Raw genomic sequence first — 17,102 nt, forward strand, 5'->3', positions numbered from 1 at the left:
AGAGCGGGAGTTGTTCAGGCATTCAGGGGATATTCACTTCAACTACGCTGGAAAAGCGCGAGGCCCGCCCGTTTTGATGCGTCACCCGTACCACATATTTCGAAACACCTTTTGACGGATGTTGGTCGCGGTATTCGCGCTTGTCATACACGGCGTCCAGGCTGCGCATCTGGTTGCTTTCGCCGGATTTGTAAATCGTAAACCGGCAGTTGGGAACATTGTAATTCCAATAAAGGGAAATGCTCTTGTCGGGATTGACGAATATCCTGAGGGCATCCACCGGCTGCACGGCAGACGGGGGCGTTTTGATATTCAGCGGGAATGACGCGACTGACCGGAGACCGGCACTGTCAACCGCTACGATGGCATAGCCGTACTCCGAGTCACCTTTGAGGTCCCGGTCGGTAAATGTGAGCACCCGGGCATCAACTTTGCCGATAGGCTGCCACCTTTCGGACGATTTGCCGCGCCTCAGGATCAATTGTTCCTTTACGTCATGGTCCGGGCTGGCGTTCCATTGAAAAGTAAGTGTCGAATCCGTTAATTGGTAGTGGCGTATGGCGGGTGGCGCGGGAGCGACCAGGTCGGGCCTGTAAAGTGTCAGTATTTCCGAGGGCTCGCTCGGCTGGAATTGCTTGTTATAGGCAATTACTTTAAAACAGATGCGTTTGGTAAGCGTGTTGAGGTAAAGCGAATCGTTATAGCCCGGAATGGCCAGGTAGTCCGGGGTTTTGAAAATAAAGGAATGCTCCGGGGCGTTGGCATACAACACTTTGTAGCCGTAAATGTCGGGCTCCGGATTGGCATCCCACACGATACGCAGGAGCCCGGTGGAGTCAATATATCCCTGGAGGTTTTTAGGCTGAGACGGTTTTGTGGTGTTGTTTATAAAACAGGAAACCGGCAGCCCCTCGCTAACGTTGCGGGCGGTGTCTATGGTAACGATTTTATAATAGCATGATGCGGCCGTGTCAGGAAGCGGATCGGTTATGTCGCGCTGCCCGGCGGGAAGCGGTTTTTCATGAACGGGCGTGAAGGGACCCTCTATACGGTTGCTTCTGCCGACGATAAACCCGGAAAGGTCCGGGGGCGGGGTATCATATTGCCAGGTAACTTTTACGCCTTTGCCCTTCAGGAAAGCAGCTTTTACCCCGAATACCGGCGGTGGCGGCGTTTTGTCGGTTCCGCTGGCTGTTACCACATTCGATTCTACCAGCTCGCCGAACGGTGTAATCCCCAGAACCCGGTAATGGTAGGGCCGGTAATTTTCGGCTACGGAATCGGTATAGACAATCGCGTCGGTTCCCGGTCCTTCCGCGGGTTGAAGCCAGGGTACGCGGTTCAGGCGGGTAAACGTTTTTCCGCCGTCGTTTGACTTTTCGACAAAATAGCCTGAAAAGTTGGCTTCTGCCAGCTCCCTGTCCCAGTTCAGGACGAGGGTCCGGTCCCCGGAGCCGGGAACGACTGCCGGCATTGGCGCGTCCGAAGGGTCTGCCCGGTTCATCACTGCGGTAGAAGACACCGGAACCGGAAAAGAAACCGGGTCAGCCAGAGACTTGACGGAATAGGTATACTTTTCTCCCGGTTTTACTTTCCGGTCGACAAAACCCAGGGCCATACCTTCGGCGTACAGCGGCTTCAGGTCGGCAAGAATGAGCGACAGCGCCATCCTGAGATCGGTCTGATTTTGCTGTTGCATGATTTTGTCCAGCGTTAACGCTTCGTCATATTTAAGTGGTGTATTGTGACCGTTGACCAACTGGGCGCAGGCAGCCGCCAGGGAATCCCGCGTGTCTGCTTTTTTCCTCCATTCAGGCACAGGCCAGGGTCTGACCACCACCTGGAAGTCGACAGTTTGTGTGAGGTCATCCTGAAGGGTTCTCCGGGTGAGCAGGTAGCCGCCCGTCAACCCGGCGCGGAATAAATCAGCTTTGTTGGGCACCCAGCGTACTACCACCGAGTCGCCAAAACCTTTTGCGAGCAGACCGACCTGGTAAGCCTCTACCGGCTCATTTTTCTTGTTCAACTGACCGGACGGAACCCCGACCTTTTTTTGCGCCCATGTTTGCGTTCCCGTCAGGAGCGAAATTATCAGCACGGACAAACAAAAGACTGCTTTCATGGGTGAAAAGGTGTTGGTGTTGGTGATCGGAAATCGGAAATCGGAAATAGGGAGGCAGGAACAAACGGGCAGGAGCGGCGCAGCCGATTTCCGATTTCTGACCTCCGATTTCTCAAGGATTATAAACCACTGCATTTTTAATTTTGTTGGCCTGGAAAACCGAGAAGGTAAATTCCGAAGGGCAGTTACATTCCGGGTCCCACAGCGAACCGAGCAAGCCGCTCTGCGTTCTTTTCTGGAGATTTGGCATCCGGATGGAGAAAATCTCATATTCCGAAGATTGACCATGATAGGAGCGAAGCGGCTTGAACAATTCCCCTTTTACTGCCTTTTGAAGTATTTTGCCATATTGATCCAGGAAAAAGGGGTTGGCGGTTTTCCATTTTGCAGCCTGCGCTGTTTTAATACAAATAGCCGCCGCATCGTCTTTGAAGAACATGACGGCCCGCTGGTATTCGGTAAAAAATGTCGATTTGACCAGATCCGGCAGGCTGCCGTTGTTCGTTTTCCCGGGATCAGGTTTTTTGCTCAGAAGGTTTTCCGTAGCAGACAGAACTTCAGAAAGGGACTGGTTAAAGTAGCCGTTTTTTACAAAGGCGGTGTTACTCTGTGTAGCCGCCGGATTTTGAATGTCAATTTTGTCTATGGCTTTCCGGATGGCCGCTGCAAGCTTATCGGTTGCTCCCGGTGAGGTGTATATCCCCGAATCAACCGCTCCCTGAACCAATTGTGAGACAATCATTTCGTTGAAAGTGTGATGAAGTAGAATAAACCCCGAATTGGCTACCAACGGCGTCACCATTTCGTCGTACAGCGCTTTGACCGGGGCTGAGGAGTACCTGATCACATAATTCCTGGCTTGCTTGTCGCCGTAGATGTAGTTGTTTTTTGCTTTTTTTAGCTCTTCTTCCATCCGGTTAATTCCTTCAACTTGTTGGGTAACGGTTTGCTGGCTGACATCCAGGCCATTCAAGGCCCGGATCATTCCCGTCTTGCCGATTTCGTCCTGCGCCACCGTGCGCTCCAACGCCTTATTTTTAAGTGTGGTGGACGGCTTTTGAACCCGGGCGGGCCTGGTGACGGTCTGCCGGACCTGGCCCTTTAAGAGAGCCGGTATGAAGACGGAAAGGACAAAAGCGATAGCAATCAGCGTTTTCATAGTGTTTACTGGTGTACTTCCGATGGGAAAAACCTGAATATTTCACTGTTTTCGTAAGGCTTTTCCGTAGCGAAGAAAAAGGTGCCGAACCTGACGGTCGACCGCTTGATCCTCTCCAGTGCCTTGCTGTTCAACTGGGTGTTGTCTTGAAGCTGCCCGTTGCCGGCTTCACCGAAGTAACTATTGTCAGACATTCCTACCAGCTTTGCAATCGGCATTGCGACCTCTTTGAACCACTGGCTGTTTTCAGTAGCCTTCAGCAGGACAAGCGGAGGTCTGACCTGGTTGTAGCCCAGGTTTTCGAAACTGAGGTCATAGGTGTCGAAGCCTTCGTCGAGGGTCATGGAGCCGCTGACCACGTCCCCGGTTTTAAGGCCGGGGGCTGCAGATGAAGCGCCTCCTGCAGTTGTAAAGGAGGCATTTCCTATCTTCTGCTGTAAGGTGTTGTATTTGCTTGTCTTAAAATAGTAGCGGTAAAGTTCCGAACGGAGGCTTTTTTTCAGTTTCTCCCTCCTGGCGACCAGATCGTGGACCATGCTCTGATTCGTGTTACTGACCTGACGGATGTCCATACCGGCTCTAACGGTCGTTTCGTCAGCACTGGACTGCAGACCATATTGTGCAGCGAGCTGATCGAGTTTTGCGGCATCCTGGTACACGTTCGCCACTTTTTCGTAGCGGTTATCGATTTGAGCCCGGTACCCTGTCAGAGAATTGTTGGATAGGGCCGGGTTAACGGAAATAACTTTGGTGTTGTTTGCTGAAGCCAGCGAGGTTCCGGTGCCGGTCTGTTTGTATATATTGGCGGTTGTAATAGACCTGGTCTGTACCTGGCCTTCGAAGCCTTTTGCCAGAATGCTGTTCAGGTAGTCGTCTTTCGGAACTCTCAGCAATTGCAGGCGGTAAAGTGTTTCGTTGCGCAGAGCGGCCGGAAGGTCGTACACATACTGGTTGCCAACAAATTCAGCATCAATAAGCGCGACGGGCTTCTGTGCAAACCGGTCGCCTTCCAGCGGCACGACAGCGATCTTGAGGTCATAATTTTCGTCAGACCCCAGTTCATCCGAGCAACCCAATGGTTTAGCTTTCAATTTGACGAAGGCCTTTTGTGTTTCGCCTTTCATAAAGAAGCGCTGTCCTTCGTAGGGGTAAGACGTGAGTACCAAGTCCTGGCTTGAAACGCCTTTTGATAATTCGACCGGGCAACCGCCGGTAGTGAAGGTTACCTTTTCGGTCTGCTCAACGGTCTGGTTTTTGAAATGAAAGGGCTCGAGCTGTCCGTCCCGGTAAACGTAAACCTGGATGCCCACAGCAAGCTCATAGGTGGTCTGTGGCAGGAGCGAGTGTTCTCTGAAGTAGCTGGCCGCATAGTTCCGGTCGCCTTCGTTATTATTGCCCATTACCAGCTCACCTGCATTGTTGTCTGTTAAATCCCCAGCCTTTTTCCCTTTCTCTATCACCTTCGCAACAAACTTTTCCTTGAACTGAAGTTTGAATTCCTGAGTGAAAATCCGACGGGTGGTGACAGTGCCGTCCGCATCGGTTTCACTTTGCTGTCTAACCGTGCCTACTGCATTGGCATCTACATTTTTGCCGTCCGGAATCTCGATATCGACAATCAGCTTGTTTTCTACCGGATAGTTAAAAGTTGCCGTAAATGGCGATAGAACAGGCGTTTTCGTTTCGGTTCCGGAAGGGCCGAGCGACGAGATTAACGGCATGTCGGCAAACGGGTTAGGCGGCAGGAAAGCAGGGTTACATTGTTGTTCCCGGTTGTACCAGAAGTCAAAATTGAAGTTACCTTTCACTAATCCCCGCAGCACCCGGTACCTGACCGCTACCTGGCCGTTGAGCCATACCGGGTTCACGAGCCCGCCCCTGAGAATGGCACCGGCCGACAATTCGGCGACGGTGATTCTGCCTTCGTAAATCCATAGATCTACGTCAATGCCCAGCGAAAAACTAAGTCCTGCGTAGAGCTGACCTTCTGCGTACCAGCCGTTAATTCCGGGTAGCGACCCGCCTGCGTAGCAGGGCGTGTCCATTTTTTTCAGGAGCAGGTCGAACCCCACGGCGCCGCCGAATTGCATAAAAAACGGGGGGATCTTGTATTCGTTGTTGAGCGCAAAGCCGGCGCCGAAAGCCAGCATCGCCTTTGTATCGGCCTGGAGGGCAGCATCGTTGAATTGCGAGCGTTTGCCCCTGATTGACTGGTACAGGTCGGCAAACGGCGGCTGGTCAAATCCATAGGGCGGCGGGGGGAGGGTCCAGGACTCGTCGGGCTTGTAATTGGCAATTACAAAATAAGACCCGAAGGTTAAGCCCAGGGTTTTGCTGACGGAGACGTTGAGTTTCGCCCTCAGCTCTTGTGGTATGGGTTTCCCGATGGCCAGGTACCACCTGACCGAAGGCTGGCCGGCTTTAGCAGCATTCCCGTATTCAATTTCAATTTGAGCAGGCAGGGTTCCGGTAACTTTGAGGAGACCCGCGTCAAGTCCTGCCGTCAGCGTTGCATTGGCCGAGATTTTTTCGGACTGCAAATCAAACAGCAGGTCGAGTTTACCGGTTGCCAGGGCGCTTTTGCTATTCTCGCCCAGGAACCAGGCATCGGCGCCGATGTACATTTTTTCCGGCACCCAGCCTTCATCAAAAGTAATAGAAAACCTGCCTTCCGCGTCCAGTACATTGGGGGCCGCGATTCCCGCCAGAACTGCAGCTTCAAAGCCTTTTGTACCTTTTTGGGGAGTGTAAACCACCTGTTCGGACCCGTATGACGGGGTCATGTTGGCATACAAACCGCCCCCGAAACCTTTGAAGAAAAGCGGCCCGGCCATAGGGATACCCATTTCCGGCACCTTTACCCTGCCGCCGACGAACCAATAGTTAAAGCCCCCGGCGCCCGATGTCCGACCGAACTGTGCAGCTACGGTGACACTGAATTTCTGAAGCATCTGCATTTCCAGGTCGCCTTTAAACCCGCTGCCGCGTTCCGGATCGTTTTCATAGATGGCTAGCGCGCCGCCTACTTTCAGCGGACCGACTGTCCCGCCGGCCTTAAAATTGGCGCTTTGGAGTCCCTGGTACTTCCAGTCCGGCCTGCCGTTGGTACTTTTTCCGGTGCTGAAGGCCAGGATCAGCCCACCGTTCCCGGTAATACCGGCTCCATCCGTCAAATCTATACTTCCTTCAAATTCGAACCCGGTAGTGCCATTCCTTGCCTTACCCGCATAATCCAGGTTGTAGGGTTTGCCGTTGAGTTCTTTTGGCGGTGACGCTGTTGACATATTGAATTGGTCCAGGCTGAAATACGGCGCAGCCGTGCTGAGCGTCAGGTTGGTGAAGGTTGCTGCGGGGATAGCCAGCGGGCCGACGGCAAAATCCATGGAGCCGCTCAGCCTTGCCGTTGCGCTGAAGCTTTTCCCATCATAAACAGCCTTGATGGAAGAGGAAGGATCCAGGTTAAGCACGGCTTTCCAGATGTCTACCCCCATTTTGTCTGTAGGCGCCACTGTCAGTTCGAATTCCAGACCGCCGCTATCTGCATTTTTGCTCAGGGTACTCGTATAGGGGAGTTGGGAGGACTTGTTGTACGGGTCGGTAAAAATGGGCAGCACGATCCGACCGTCGAGCGAAGCCGTTTTAAAACTGTTCCGGTCAAACCTGGCGTTAAAAGTGTCGATGGCATAATACCATCCGCCCATTGAGCCATCGTTTTCAGGGCCGTTTCCGAGCGTGAGCAGGTCTTTTACGAAAGCGGTCCCGGTAAACCCTTCACTGTCGTAGATCATATTCTCCAGGCCCGCTTTGATTCGCTGGCCGTTTCCCTTGGCCAGGAAAGCCGGCAATTCCATCTGGATTTTAGGGAAGAAAAGCCCCTGCCAGGTGTTTTGCTGGATGGATTCGAGGTATCCTTCCGGAAGAGGGCCCGGGGTAACCGTTTCCGAGTGATCATAGATTCCCTGATCGCCGTCGGCAAGTGAAAAAGTGAAATCTTCCAGCCCTTTGACATGAAATGCCGGGATCGAGAACTTAGCCGTCCAGTCTTTAAAATCAGTTACATTGGCGTTGATCCCTACTTCGAGCGGTTGTCCGGGCGCATCTGCCCTTACGAGCATAGGCGGCGATAGCAGGCCGTGGACCCGCATTTTATTAAACCCGTTCTGATCAAAATGAACGTAGGTGACGACATTCGTGTCCGGCTGGAAGAAACCACCTGAAGCCCCGCCTTTCAGTGAAAAATAGGGAGAAAGCTTCATATCTTCAGCCAGGTACAGCATGCCGTCGCCGCAGGGTTTGGAGGGGGAAAGGCACATATTGTAGCCGCTGAGCGGGATTCCGTTGGCAAAATCACTTTGGTTTTCTATCCAGGTATTGGCGTTGAAAAATGCCTGTTGGGGAGTGAAAGTCATGTCGGTGATGGCAATCACGGTATGCACAGGCCCGATTTGGCGGTCGAGGCCCAAAGGAAGCTCAAAGCCGATGCTGTTGGCGGAATTGACCAGGTTGGAGATGAGCTGCTCTTTGGTATTCTTGAAATACTCGCCCATGTTCTGGATTTGTGCGGCCGAGAGCTGCACATTGGGCGCTTCCGGCGAGCTAAGGTTAGGCAGGTAACCGGCCACCTTGTCTTTGTAGAGCACCTTCGCCGCGCCGCCGATGACCTCGCCGCTGCTGTTGCACTGCAGGTCGATCAGTTTCACCCTTAGCTTGACGTAGCCGCTGTTGATCATAGGAACCGGTATCATGCCCATACCGCTGAGCTTGCCTTTTTCTTCTTTCACCCCGTTCAGGAATTCAAGCGGGAAGCCGGCGATAGTGGCTTTTTTGTTTTTAAGTGCGGTGCTGTTGTCTACCTTTTTGCTCGCGGCCGGCGGTGCTTTGCATGAACAGTTTACAGGCAGGTCGGCCGACAGCGTCTGCGATCCTGAATTTTCGGTAGCAGCAAGGGGCTGCAGCCATTCGGAACCCGGCTGGAGCGTCAGGCCGTACTGGAATTGAGACACTGGGCTCTTCCCATCATTCATCAGGTGCAAACGGTTGTCAAGCGAATGGGCCTGAACCCGCCAGGCGTATTTTTTTCCGAACTGGAGGGGCGGAAACTGGGGCCCGTAGAGAAATGAAGTTGTGCGAAGGTGCTCTATTTCAACACCGGATTTCGGGAGGGCTACCGCATCAATAAATACGTTGGGGTCGGTGTCGGCATTGGGAAGCTCGATGATACGCACGCTGTATTCTACCTTGTTGGGCAACACACCTGCCGGAGCGGACCAGCTAAATACCTGGGCCGGTGGATTCTGAAACCTGACGACCTCGGTATCATAAGGTGAGATCAAAACCGGCGGTTCAATCGTCCTGACGGGTATAAGGGTACTGCACCCGCCCGGAAACGAAGACGAGAGCGGGCGTATGGAAGCATAGTCAAAAGCCTGGATGCACAGCTGATAGTTTCCTTCCGGCAAAGGCAGCCCGTTGTAGAGCAGTCGTTTGTCCATTCCCTGCACATCAATCTGCTGCAGGTCAAAAAGGTTTTCCAGCTCCATCCGGGAAAGCATCCGGTTCAGGTCAGTGGCTTCGAGCTGCAGGGGGCGCAGCGGCCGGTAGTTGGGAAGCGTCTGGATTACCACCCCGTTGTCGCCTTCGAGCCTTCCCAGCAGCCGGACAGCCTGTGCCTTCCCCGATTGATTGGAAACGAAAACCTGGACCTGGTTCCCTAAACCCGGATAATCCTGGATATAGGGGCTGTAAGGCGGGAAGACGTTGACGGTAATGCGCACAAGATCCTGGGCCTGGAGCGCGACGCCCGTGCAGATCATGAGCATCAGGCTTGCCAGCAGTTTGATTGTTCCTGTCCGATTCTTGTTAAAAGGAAATTCCATAGCCCAGGTTTGCCCGTGTTTCATTGAATTTTTCCGAAATGATGCCTGTATTTGAAATCAGGTGATGAAATGAAAAACTGATTTGCTGTCTGGACGTGAACCGGTAGCCATACTGGAAGGAAGCCGTCATTACTTTTCCGGTCATCCTCCCCTGAGAATTAAAGAGGTAGGACGTGTTGGCGGTCACGTTCATTTTTTTCTTCAGGAACGCGTAGTTGACGCCGGCCGTGGGACCGTAGTAACGCAGCCTGGCAGTGCCGGCGGCGCCATTCGCATCTACGAGGGGAATGGCGGATTGCGTATAGGAAAGTTGCAGGTTTAACCCCAACCCGCTTTTGTTCTGTTGAAAAAAGTAGCCGAGGTTCACGTTCTGATTGCTCGTCTCGGTTTGAGCGGCGGTAAATTCATTCAGGTCGGCCAGTTGCTGATGGGTAGCGTTGAGGTTGAAAATATGTGCCGTTTCCGGGTTGAAGAGCGCGTACCGGATAGAAGTAGTGACGGATAAATTGTTCTGCGCAATTCGCAGCGTATCAATCAGCGGCCTCAGACCGGCCCGCTGGCTGAGGCCGTAATTGGAAAGCGACAAGTCAAAACCCAGTGTTGGATCGGGGTTCAGCGAAACGGAAAGTGACCCGATGGAACGTCCCGTACCTGCATTTTTATTCCCGGCCAGGTTGTCAAATTGTCTGCCATAGCTGCCGGACAGCCTGATTTTTCCCTTCAGGAAGTTGAGCGAGGAAGCGAGTGAGTAGCTGACGATATCGCTTTGAAAATAATAAGCGCCCATCGTCTGGAAATTGGGGTCAATTCGTTTGTACAATACTTTCACCGAGCCCCATTTGCCTGTGTACCCGGAAGCGAGCTGCACCGCATGGGTAAGCTGGGTAGAGAAACGGGGCGTGATAAGCTTGCCAAACCAACGGACCGCTATGTTCTTACCTTCGGCGCTGACCGCTGTGGCGTGCAGATCGCGGGTGTAGGCGCTCGTGGCTACGTCGGCTTCAATGATCAGGTGTCTGACAAGGAGCAACCTCGACGAAAGGCCTAACACAAGGTTCTCGGCGGGTGGTGTGGCCCGGTTGGTGTCTTTGGGGGTCGTAGCCAGGCTATTGGTGTCGTCGCGTGCGCGCAGCATTACCAGGTCTATGTATTGATTGGGCTTGCCGTAGCCGATTTTGACGGCGTATCCGGTTCTTTTAAAGGATGGCAGCAGGCCTGGTTCGGTGATGGTCCCGGAAATGGCTTTGTTGAAACGGCCATAGACGGCTCCCAGCCTGAGCTTACCTGGATTCAGTTCAACACCTGCGCCCAGGAAAGTGTGCCCGGCCAGCGTAAACGGAGAGAAAGAGACGTTGCGGTAACCCACATGAGCGGTGGCCCACTTGTAGGTCGGACTTGCGCCAAACTGGTTAAAGGGTTGCCGGAAGCTCGAGCCCTGGTTGCCAAGTGTTGCGGAAAACGGCAGGCTGACTCCGCCGGGTAAGGCAACCGTTACCGAGCCGTTGATGCCGAAAGGCGTGGGCAGGTTGCGGTTCAGGGTTCTGCTGGTAGTGTAGAGCCCGGCATAGGCGTTGATCCCGCCGGAAAGCGTCACTATACGTGTCGTGCTCTTTTTCTCCTGCGCCTGCAAATACAGGGTGGGCAGGGCGAGCAAGGCAGGCAGGAGTATGCGTATAGTGTAACGACAAGACATGCATTTTTCCGGGTAAAGGTGGATAGCTGCGGCCAACACCAGAGGTGCTACGTGACCGGCGTATCAATATTGGCCACCTCAGCCGGAAAAAGCCAGCGTCAATCGATGAACGGAAGGTTATAATCGCTGAAGACGCTACAAAAAAACTCCCGGGGGAACCAACGGGTCCCCGGGAGCAGCCGGAATGATGCGTGACAGTAAATTATTCAGCCTTGGCTTTCTTCGCGGCCCGGCTCATTTTAATCTGCAGCAGCGCGATTGCGAGTATTCCGTAGACCGCAATCTGGATGCCCATGTGCTGGAGATATGGGGTAACGTGGGCGAGCGTTCCGTTTTCGATCAGCAGGATTTTATGCGCTTCCAGGAACGGCGTCAACGGGATCATATTGGCAAAGAATTGCACCGGTGCGGGCATGGCGGAAAGCGGCCATGTGAAGCCACCGATCAGGAATGCGGGCGTTGACAACATCATCAGGACCTGGGTGGCCTTCAGCGCATCCGGGATCAGCACGCTTATAAACACACCCATGAACGTAATGGCCAGGATGAACAGCGTGGTGGTGATGAAGTAGTTAACAATCCCGGTTGGCATCGGGGCGTGGTAAATACCGTGCATGAAATAGTAGAAGGCAAGCACCCCGATGGATACTAACCATAGCGGCAGCGATTTTACAAAAATGGCGGTCAGCGACGAGCGTGTGTGCTGGAGCAGCTCCGCGCCGAAAGTCCTGTCCTGGAACTCAGCGGCAAAACTTACCGCAAAACCGAGAAGGAGCACCTGTTGCAGCACAACGGCGAGAATGGCGGGCCACATGAAGATAAAATAGTTGCCGGTCGGGTTAAAAAGCCGGATGTAGTTGGCTTTAAAGGGCTCATACTGGGTTGCGGCGGCTTCCGTGGAAAGCCCTTTCTTTTTCAGTCCCTGGATGTTGATACCGGCATTAAAAGTACCCAGCACAGTTTGTATCCCCTGTGATGCCAGGTTGGCTGTCAGGAGATTAGAGGTATTGATGAAAGTATTGACTTCCGGATAGCGTTTCTGGAGCACGTCGGCCTCAAATCTCTCGGGTATGACAATGGCCAGTACCGCGTTGTCTGAAATCAGGTCGTCCTGCGTTCCGGTGTTTTCAGCCTTCATCCTGACAATGTGAAGGCGCTCATTGTCTTCAATCATGTCAACCAGCTGGTTGCTGAGCGGGCTGTTGTCCTGGTCCACAACGATCACTGGGAGATCCGTAACTTTTCCTTTCTGGTACACGGATCCGATCAGAACTGCGTAGATAACCGGGGCCAGTACCATCACCGAAAGAAGAGTTGTATTGCTGAAGAATCTTTTGAATTCTCGTTTTATCAGTGTGATGATGTCTTTCATGGGATGGAAAGGTTGGAGTGGTGAGGTTTAAGGTGTGAGTCGTGAGGGGTGGGGCATGAGCCTGACGCTCATCTCTCAAACCTCACACCTCAAACCTCACCACTGTTTTCAATTTACAAAGTAGCCGTTGCGTTGGTGAGCAGCTTTGCTGCCGCGGCGGGTTCGGCCGGAATTATCTTGAGCTCATACAAAGCGTCTTCGATCTGGTAGTCCGGGTAAGCTGCCGTTACATCGGCATATTTATTCAGTTGTTTGATGGTGAGTATTTTACCTTTTACCTCGCTTTTGTTATAAGGAACGTGGACGGTAATTTCGGCGCCTTTCTCGAATTTGCCGATGCGGCTCTCCGGGATGGTAAAGCGGAAATAAGTGCTTTGCGGGCGGTATCCGCTGAAAAGCGAGTAACCGGCGGTAGCCAATTCACCTTCTCTCAGGCTGACGGTTTCAATTTCCATGTCATTGGTAGCGATAATATAGCGTTCGGAATAGGCTATTTCCGCTTCCTGGAGTACGCCCAGCGCCTGGTCGGCCTGTCCCTGCGTAGCGGTTTGAGTTTCGGACCTGACACCTTTCCGGGCTTCATTCAATTCGGCATTTACGGCGTCAAGCTGCGCTTTGGCTCCCTGGTATTTGGCGTATATTTCATCGTAGGCCTGCGGGGTCATCATGCTGTCTTCGAACATGGCTTTTGCCCGCTCGAGCGACTTCTGGGCAAAAGTATATTGCTCCTGGAGACCGTGTTGTTTGGCCGAAAGCTGCTTCAGCTGGTTTTCAGTGGCGCCATTCCTGGAAAGCGTCCGTTGCGCCTGTGCCGCTTTTACGACGCCCCGGGCCTGTGCAAGCTTTGCATTTACTTCAGGGACATCCAGGATAGCCAGGGTATCTCCCCGCTTGACCAGATCGCCTTCCTGGACGAGGATGGTCAGAATCCTGCCGGTTACTTTCGGAGCAAAGGATAGTGACTCGCGTTTTACTTTTCCTTCGACAGGTTTTTCGGCGGGAGTGGTGCAGGCAGTTGCCGCAAGTGCAAGCGCCAGGGAAAGAAGGTAAGGTGAGAATGATTGCGTTTTCATGTCAATGCTTTTTAAGATATGGTGTTTATTGAGTCCGGGTTAGAGAACTGATTGTGGGGTGAGGCTGCCGGTTGCTTTCAGCAGTTCGACAACGGTTCGGCGCTGGTTGAAAACCGCTTGCAGGTAATCAAGTGTAGCGCTTTGGTAGTCGGTTTCGGCGCCAATCAGGTCGGAAGCTTTCAACAGCCCGGTTTTGAATTCCTTTGTCGCCTGGTTCAGGGCGTTTTGTGCCGCGGTTTTTTGCTTTTCCCGCACATTGATTTCTGCGACGGCATTCTGGTATTCGGTGTTTTGTTTGGCGAGATTCAGCTCAAGCTTTTCGAGTGTCTCTTTTTTGTGGTTCTGCGCGCGCTGCAGGTCGATATTGGCTGCCTGTACGTCGCGTTTTCCTTTTTTGCCATCGAAAATGTCCCATTTGAAGCCTACTCCGACAGAGAAGTTCGGGAGCAGCTCAAGTTTGTTGGTGGTCAGTGACATTGTATTTCCGGTAGGGAAGGGCTCGGTTGCTTTTAAGTGCATGTCAAAGGCATTCAGGTAGCCCAGCGAGGTTTTCAGCTGCACCTTGGGTTTCCACCAGCTCTGCGCGGCCTTTATCTGAAACTGGTAGGCGTTGATGCCGGCATTGAGCGCTGCCACTTCCGGGCGGTTCTCAACCGAGGCGTCGTCTGAAGCTCTCTGTGCATTCACAAGTGCCGGCTCTATGCGGGCGAGTCTTTCCGGTTCGATCCCCGTATAGTAGTGCAGCAGGTCTACAAGCAGCTTTCTGCGGCCTTCGTATTGTTGAATTTTGGCATCGAGCTGGGCTTGTGCGACGTCAATTTTCTGATGCTCGTAAGGAGTCATGAGTCCGTATTTCAGTGCCTTATCGGCTGTTTCTGCGTTGGCTTCAAGACGGTTCCGGCTTTCATTCAGCACGACTTTAACCTGGGCCAGCAGTGCCATTTGGTCATAGGCAGCGCTCACGTCACTGATAATCTGTTGTTTATCGGTCTCGAGTAAGGCGGTCTGTGCATTTATTTTGGCATCTACGGCTTTTTTCAGGTAGGGCACCTTGCCGCCTGAATAGAGTAGCATGTCGGCATTGAGGCCGCCGGCCACCAGGTTGGCGCGGTTGGTAAAGCTGTTGTCTAACGGTGGTAATTTAATTCCCAGTTCGGGGACAACATTCGCCGGGGCTTTGATGTTGATGGCGCTTGCCATGAATGAATATTTTCCTGACAGGTCGACGTGCGGGAGATAGGCTTCCTGCAGCCTTTTCTTATCCAGGGCAGTGGCATCCAGGTCCAGTTTCTTGTCGGCAAGCACATGGCTGTTTTCAATTGCGCTGTTGATTAATTCGTCCAGGGTAGGTGCCTCCTGTGCATATAGGGGTTGTGTTGCCGCAACGGCCATTCCCATAAGCAAACCGGAAATCCAAGTCTTTTTCATATGGTTCTGAGTTGTATTTTTTGATGATGCAAAGTACAGGCATGCGGCAATGCTTTCTTTTGATATAAGTCAAAAAAGCAAAGACCGGGTGTTTTATTCGGGAAATATCGGAGAAGGCTGGTGGTACAAAACCCCGAAATTCCTACATCACTTTTTTGGCGCGGATACGACTGAGCGTTTCCTGCGCAATACCCAGATAGGAAGCAATGGCCCCGAGGGGCGCTCTTTGTAGTATAGTAGGCAAGGACTGGTGAAGTGCCTGATACCGTTCTTCTGCCGTCTGGAATTGAAGCGCCACAATTCTTTCCGATGAGATCCGCAGGAAGTAGCGAAGTACATGGTTTTCAATGTCCTTCACTTCTGGAAATTCCCGGGTCAGTAAAATAAAATCTGCGTAGCTTAGTTGTTGTAATACAGAATTTTCCAGAAGCTCCAGGTAGTATCGGCTGGAAGTTTGGCTGAAAAAACTCTCCGGGACGGTCACAAACTGTCCTTCTGCATAAAAACCGTAGGTGATTTCTTTTCCCTGCCGGTTGACGTAATACATCCGGAGCAGCCCGGATTCGATAAAAAAAAGATGGTTGACGGCCTGGCCTTCCTGATAGAGAAGTGTTTTTCGGGCAAGATCGAGCCGTGAAACCACGGCGGAAATCTTTTTGCGGGCTTCTTCTCCGGGATTGGTAATGGTGGAAATATACTCGATGATGGTCATAGAGGCCAGTGGTCAGCACCAGTTTTTCCAAAGTTAGTAATTTAGATTTATTCCCGTAGCAAATCCCTCAGCGCCGTTTTATCACCTTTGATTTGCGGATAGCGCGCCGGCAGGCGCCTTGCCGGACAAATTAAAGTGTGAAATCCCGCAACCGGATGTATAAAAAGTGTTATAACTTACAGTGTTTTTGTGATATTTGTCAGCATGAACAAGCAACTTTACCCTTGTCTCTGGTTCGATGGAAACGGGCGGGAGGCAGCCGAATTTTACAGCAGCGTCTTCGATCACGGGGCCATCATTGAGCAGGCGCCGATGGTTTCTGTTTTTACCGTCGAAAATACAAGGCTTATGATCCTGGACGGTGGCCCCGGGTTCAGCCCGAACCAGGCGGTGTCGTATTATGTATATTGCGGCAGCGCAGAAAAGCTGGACCGGCTTTACACTGCGCTGGTAACCGGCGGAACCGTGCTGATGGCGCCGGGCAAATATGAGTGGAGTGACCGGTATTGTTGGTTATCAGATAAATATGGTGTCAGCTGGCAGTTAGATGCGGACGATGCCGGTTCCGATCAAAAGATTTTCCCCACCTTACTTTTTGCCAACGAAAAACGGGGCCGGGTGAAAGAAGCACAGCAATATTACAGGCAGGTATTTCCCGAAGGTAAGGTTTTGCTGGAAGCACCGTACCCGGCGGATGCCGGTTTTCCGGAGGGGACACTCCTGTTTACCCAATTTGCCCTTCTGGACTGTAAATTTAATGCTATGAGCAGCTCGATACCGCATGATTTCGATTTCACGGAAGGGAATTCTTTCGTGGTGGAATGCGCTTCACAAGCTGAAATCGATTACTACTGGAATGAGTTGACCCAAGGTGGGCAGGAAAGTATGTGCGGTTGGCTCAAAGACCGGTTCGGCGTATCATGGCAGATTGTTCCCCGCAATATAGGAACCCTGATGAACCACCCGCAAAAAGGTCCGGCCGTCGTTAGCGCACTCATGAAAATGAGGAAGATAGATGTTGAAGTGCTGAAAAATGCTGGTTAGGAGTGAGGTGTGAGGGGTGAGGCGTGAGCTTCATTCCTTGCCGCTAATACCTCATACCTCAAACCTCATACCTTACCCCCCAAACCTATGAAAACGCTTAAAAAAATCCTGATTGTCCTTGTGGTGCTTGTCGCCATACCGCTGATTGTGGCACTGTTTGTGCCCAAAACCTTTAAGACCGAGCGCAGTATCGTGATAGACAAGCCCAGGCAGGAGGTATTTGATTATCTGAAGTATATTAAAAACCAGGACCACTACGGTGTCTGGCAGTTGTCGGACCCGGGCATGAAAAAAAACTACGAAGGAACCGACGGGACCGTCGGTTTTAAGTACAGCTGGGACAGCGAGAAACTGGGGAAAGGATCGCAGAGGATAACAGGGATACAAGAAGGGGAGCGTCTGGACGCCGAACTCGATTTTGGCTTCGGCGAGCCGGCTAAATCCTATTTTCTCACCGAGGCTGCCGGCGCGGAGCAAACGAAGGTTACCTGGGGTATTTCCGGGCAATCACCTTATCCTTTTAATTTGATGGGCCTGTTCTATGACATGGGAAAGGACTTTGACCAGGGGTTGACCAATCTGAAAGCACAACTCGAAAAATAATATTGCCGTTACCTGCTTAC

General features: G+C 52.3%; 10 protein-coding genes. 2 read left to right on the forward strand and 8 right to left on the reverse strand.

Going from position 1 to position 17,102, the window contains the following annotated elements; translation table 11 throughout:
- Window positions 1-22 precede the first annotated feature (22 nt).
- From ABD852_RS14680 to ABD852_RS14715, 8 genes are all read right to left on the reverse strand, one after another.
- A complete protein-coding gene (locus tag ABD852_RS14680) occupies window positions 23-2,122 on the reverse strand; it encodes a fibronectin type III domain-containing protein (protein ID WP_345030186.1) in 2,100 nt (699 codons plus the stop codon).
- Between the two features lie 112 nt (window positions 2,123-2,234).
- Window positions 2,235-3,281 (reverse strand): hypothetical protein, encoded by a 1,047-nt coding sequence (locus ABD852_RS14685; protein WP_345030188.1) that lies wholly within the window; start codon window positions 3,279-3,281, stop codon window positions 2,235-2,237.
- Window positions 3,282-3,286: 5 nt separating this feature from the next.
- Window positions 3,287-9,181 (reverse strand): hypothetical protein, encoded by a 5,895-nt coding sequence (locus tag ABD852_RS14690; protein ID WP_345030190.1) that lies wholly within the window; start codon window positions 9,179-9,181, stop codon window positions 3,287-3,289.
- Window positions 9,141-10,850, reverse strand: a complete 1,710-nt coding sequence (locus tag ABD852_RS14695) for a hypothetical protein (RefSeq protein WP_345030192.1) — start codon at window positions 10,848-10,850, stop codon at window positions 9,141-9,143. Before ABD852_RS14695 ends, ABD852_RS14690 begins: the two co-directional genes overlap by 41 nt.
- Window positions 10,851-11,052: 202 nt before the next feature.
- Window positions 11,053-12,222 (reverse strand): ABC transporter permease, encoded by a 1,170-nt coding sequence (locus tag ABD852_RS14700; protein ID WP_345030195.1) that lies wholly within the window; start codon window positions 12,220-12,222, stop codon window positions 11,053-11,055.
- 113 nt (window positions 12,223-12,335) lie between these two features.
- Window positions 12,336-13,295 (reverse strand): HlyD family secretion protein, encoded by a 960-nt coding sequence (locus ABD852_RS14705; RefSeq protein WP_345030198.1) that lies wholly within the window; start codon window positions 13,293-13,295, stop codon window positions 12,336-12,338.
- Window positions 13,296-13,334: 39 nt separating this feature from the next.
- Entirely contained in the window at window positions 13,335-14,723 is a 1,389-nt protein-coding gene (locus ABD852_RS14710) for a TolC family protein (protein ID WP_345030201.1), read from the reverse strand.
- Between the two features lie 142 nt (window positions 14,724-14,865).
- Window positions 14,866-15,435, reverse strand: a complete 570-nt coding sequence (locus tag ABD852_RS14715; protein WP_345030203.1) for a Crp/Fnr family transcriptional regulator — start codon at window positions 15,433-15,435, stop codon at window positions 14,866-14,868.
- 204 nt (window positions 15,436-15,639) lie between these two features.
- Here ABD852_RS14715 and ABD852_RS14720 point away from each other — a divergent pair, with 204 nt between their 5' ends.
- Together ABD852_RS14720 and ABD852_RS14725 are read left to right on the forward strand one after the other, a co-directional pair.
- Window positions 15,640-16,479, forward strand: coding sequence for a VOC family protein (locus ABD852_RS14720; protein ID WP_345030205.1), 840 nt, complete (start codon window positions 15,640-15,642; stop codon window positions 16,477-16,479).
- 87 nt (window positions 16,480-16,566) lie between these two features.
- The gene (locus ABD852_RS14725) at window positions 16,567-17,082 is read left to right on the forward strand and encodes an SRPBCC family protein (RefSeq protein ID WP_345030207.1); all 516 of its coding nucleotides are present in this window, start codon (window positions 16,567-16,569) and stop codon (window positions 17,080-17,082) included.
- Window positions 17,083-17,102: the final 20 nt, after the last annotated feature.

The organism is Ravibacter arvi, from assembly GCF_039540405.1.
GTDB lineage: Bacteria > Bacteroidota > Bacteroidia > Cytophagales > Spirosomataceae > Ravibacter > Ravibacter arvi.

What these genes read in the sequence shown, in the direction of transcription:
- ABD852_RS14680 (WP_345030186.1), bottom strand. Translation starts at nt 2,122, where the DNA reads ATGAAAGCAGTCTTTTGTTTGTCCGTGCTGATAATTTCGCTCCTGACG.
- ABD852_RS14685 (WP_345030188.1), bottom strand. Translation starts at nt 3,281, where the DNA reads ATGAAAACGCTGATTGCTATCGCTTTTGTCCTTTCCGTCTTCATACCG.
- ABD852_RS14690 (WP_345030190.1), bottom strand. Translation starts at nt 9,181, where the DNA reads ATGAAACACGGGCAAACCTGGGCTATGGAATTTCCTTTTAACAAGAAT.
- ABD852_RS14695 (WP_345030192.1), bottom strand. Translation starts at nt 10,850, where the DNA reads ATGTCTTGTCGTTACACTATACGCATACTCCTGCCTGCCTTGCTCGCC.
- ABD852_RS14700 (WP_345030195.1), bottom strand. Translation starts at nt 12,222, where the DNA reads ATGAAAGACATCATCACACTGATAAAACGAGAATTCAAAAGATTCTTC.
- ABD852_RS14705 (WP_345030198.1), bottom strand. Translation starts at nt 13,295, where the DNA reads ATGAAAACGCAATCATTCTCACCTTACCTTCTTTCCCTGGCGCTTGCA.
- ABD852_RS14710 (WP_345030201.1), bottom strand. Translation starts at nt 14,723, where the DNA reads ATGAAAAAGACTTGGATTTCCGGTTTGCTTATGGGAATGGCCGTTGCG.
- ABD852_RS14715 (WP_345030203.1), bottom strand. Translation starts at nt 15,435, where the DNA reads ATGACCATCATCGAGTATATTTCCACCATTACCAATCCCGGAGAAGAA.
- ABD852_RS14720 (WP_345030205.1), top strand. Translation starts at nt 15,640, where the DNA reads ATGAACAAGCAACTTTACCCTTGTCTCTGGTTCGATGGAAACGGGCGG.
- ABD852_RS14725 (WP_345030207.1), top strand. Translation starts at nt 16,567, where the DNA reads ATGAAAACGCTTAAAAAAATCCTGATTGTCCTTGTGGTGCTTGTCGCC.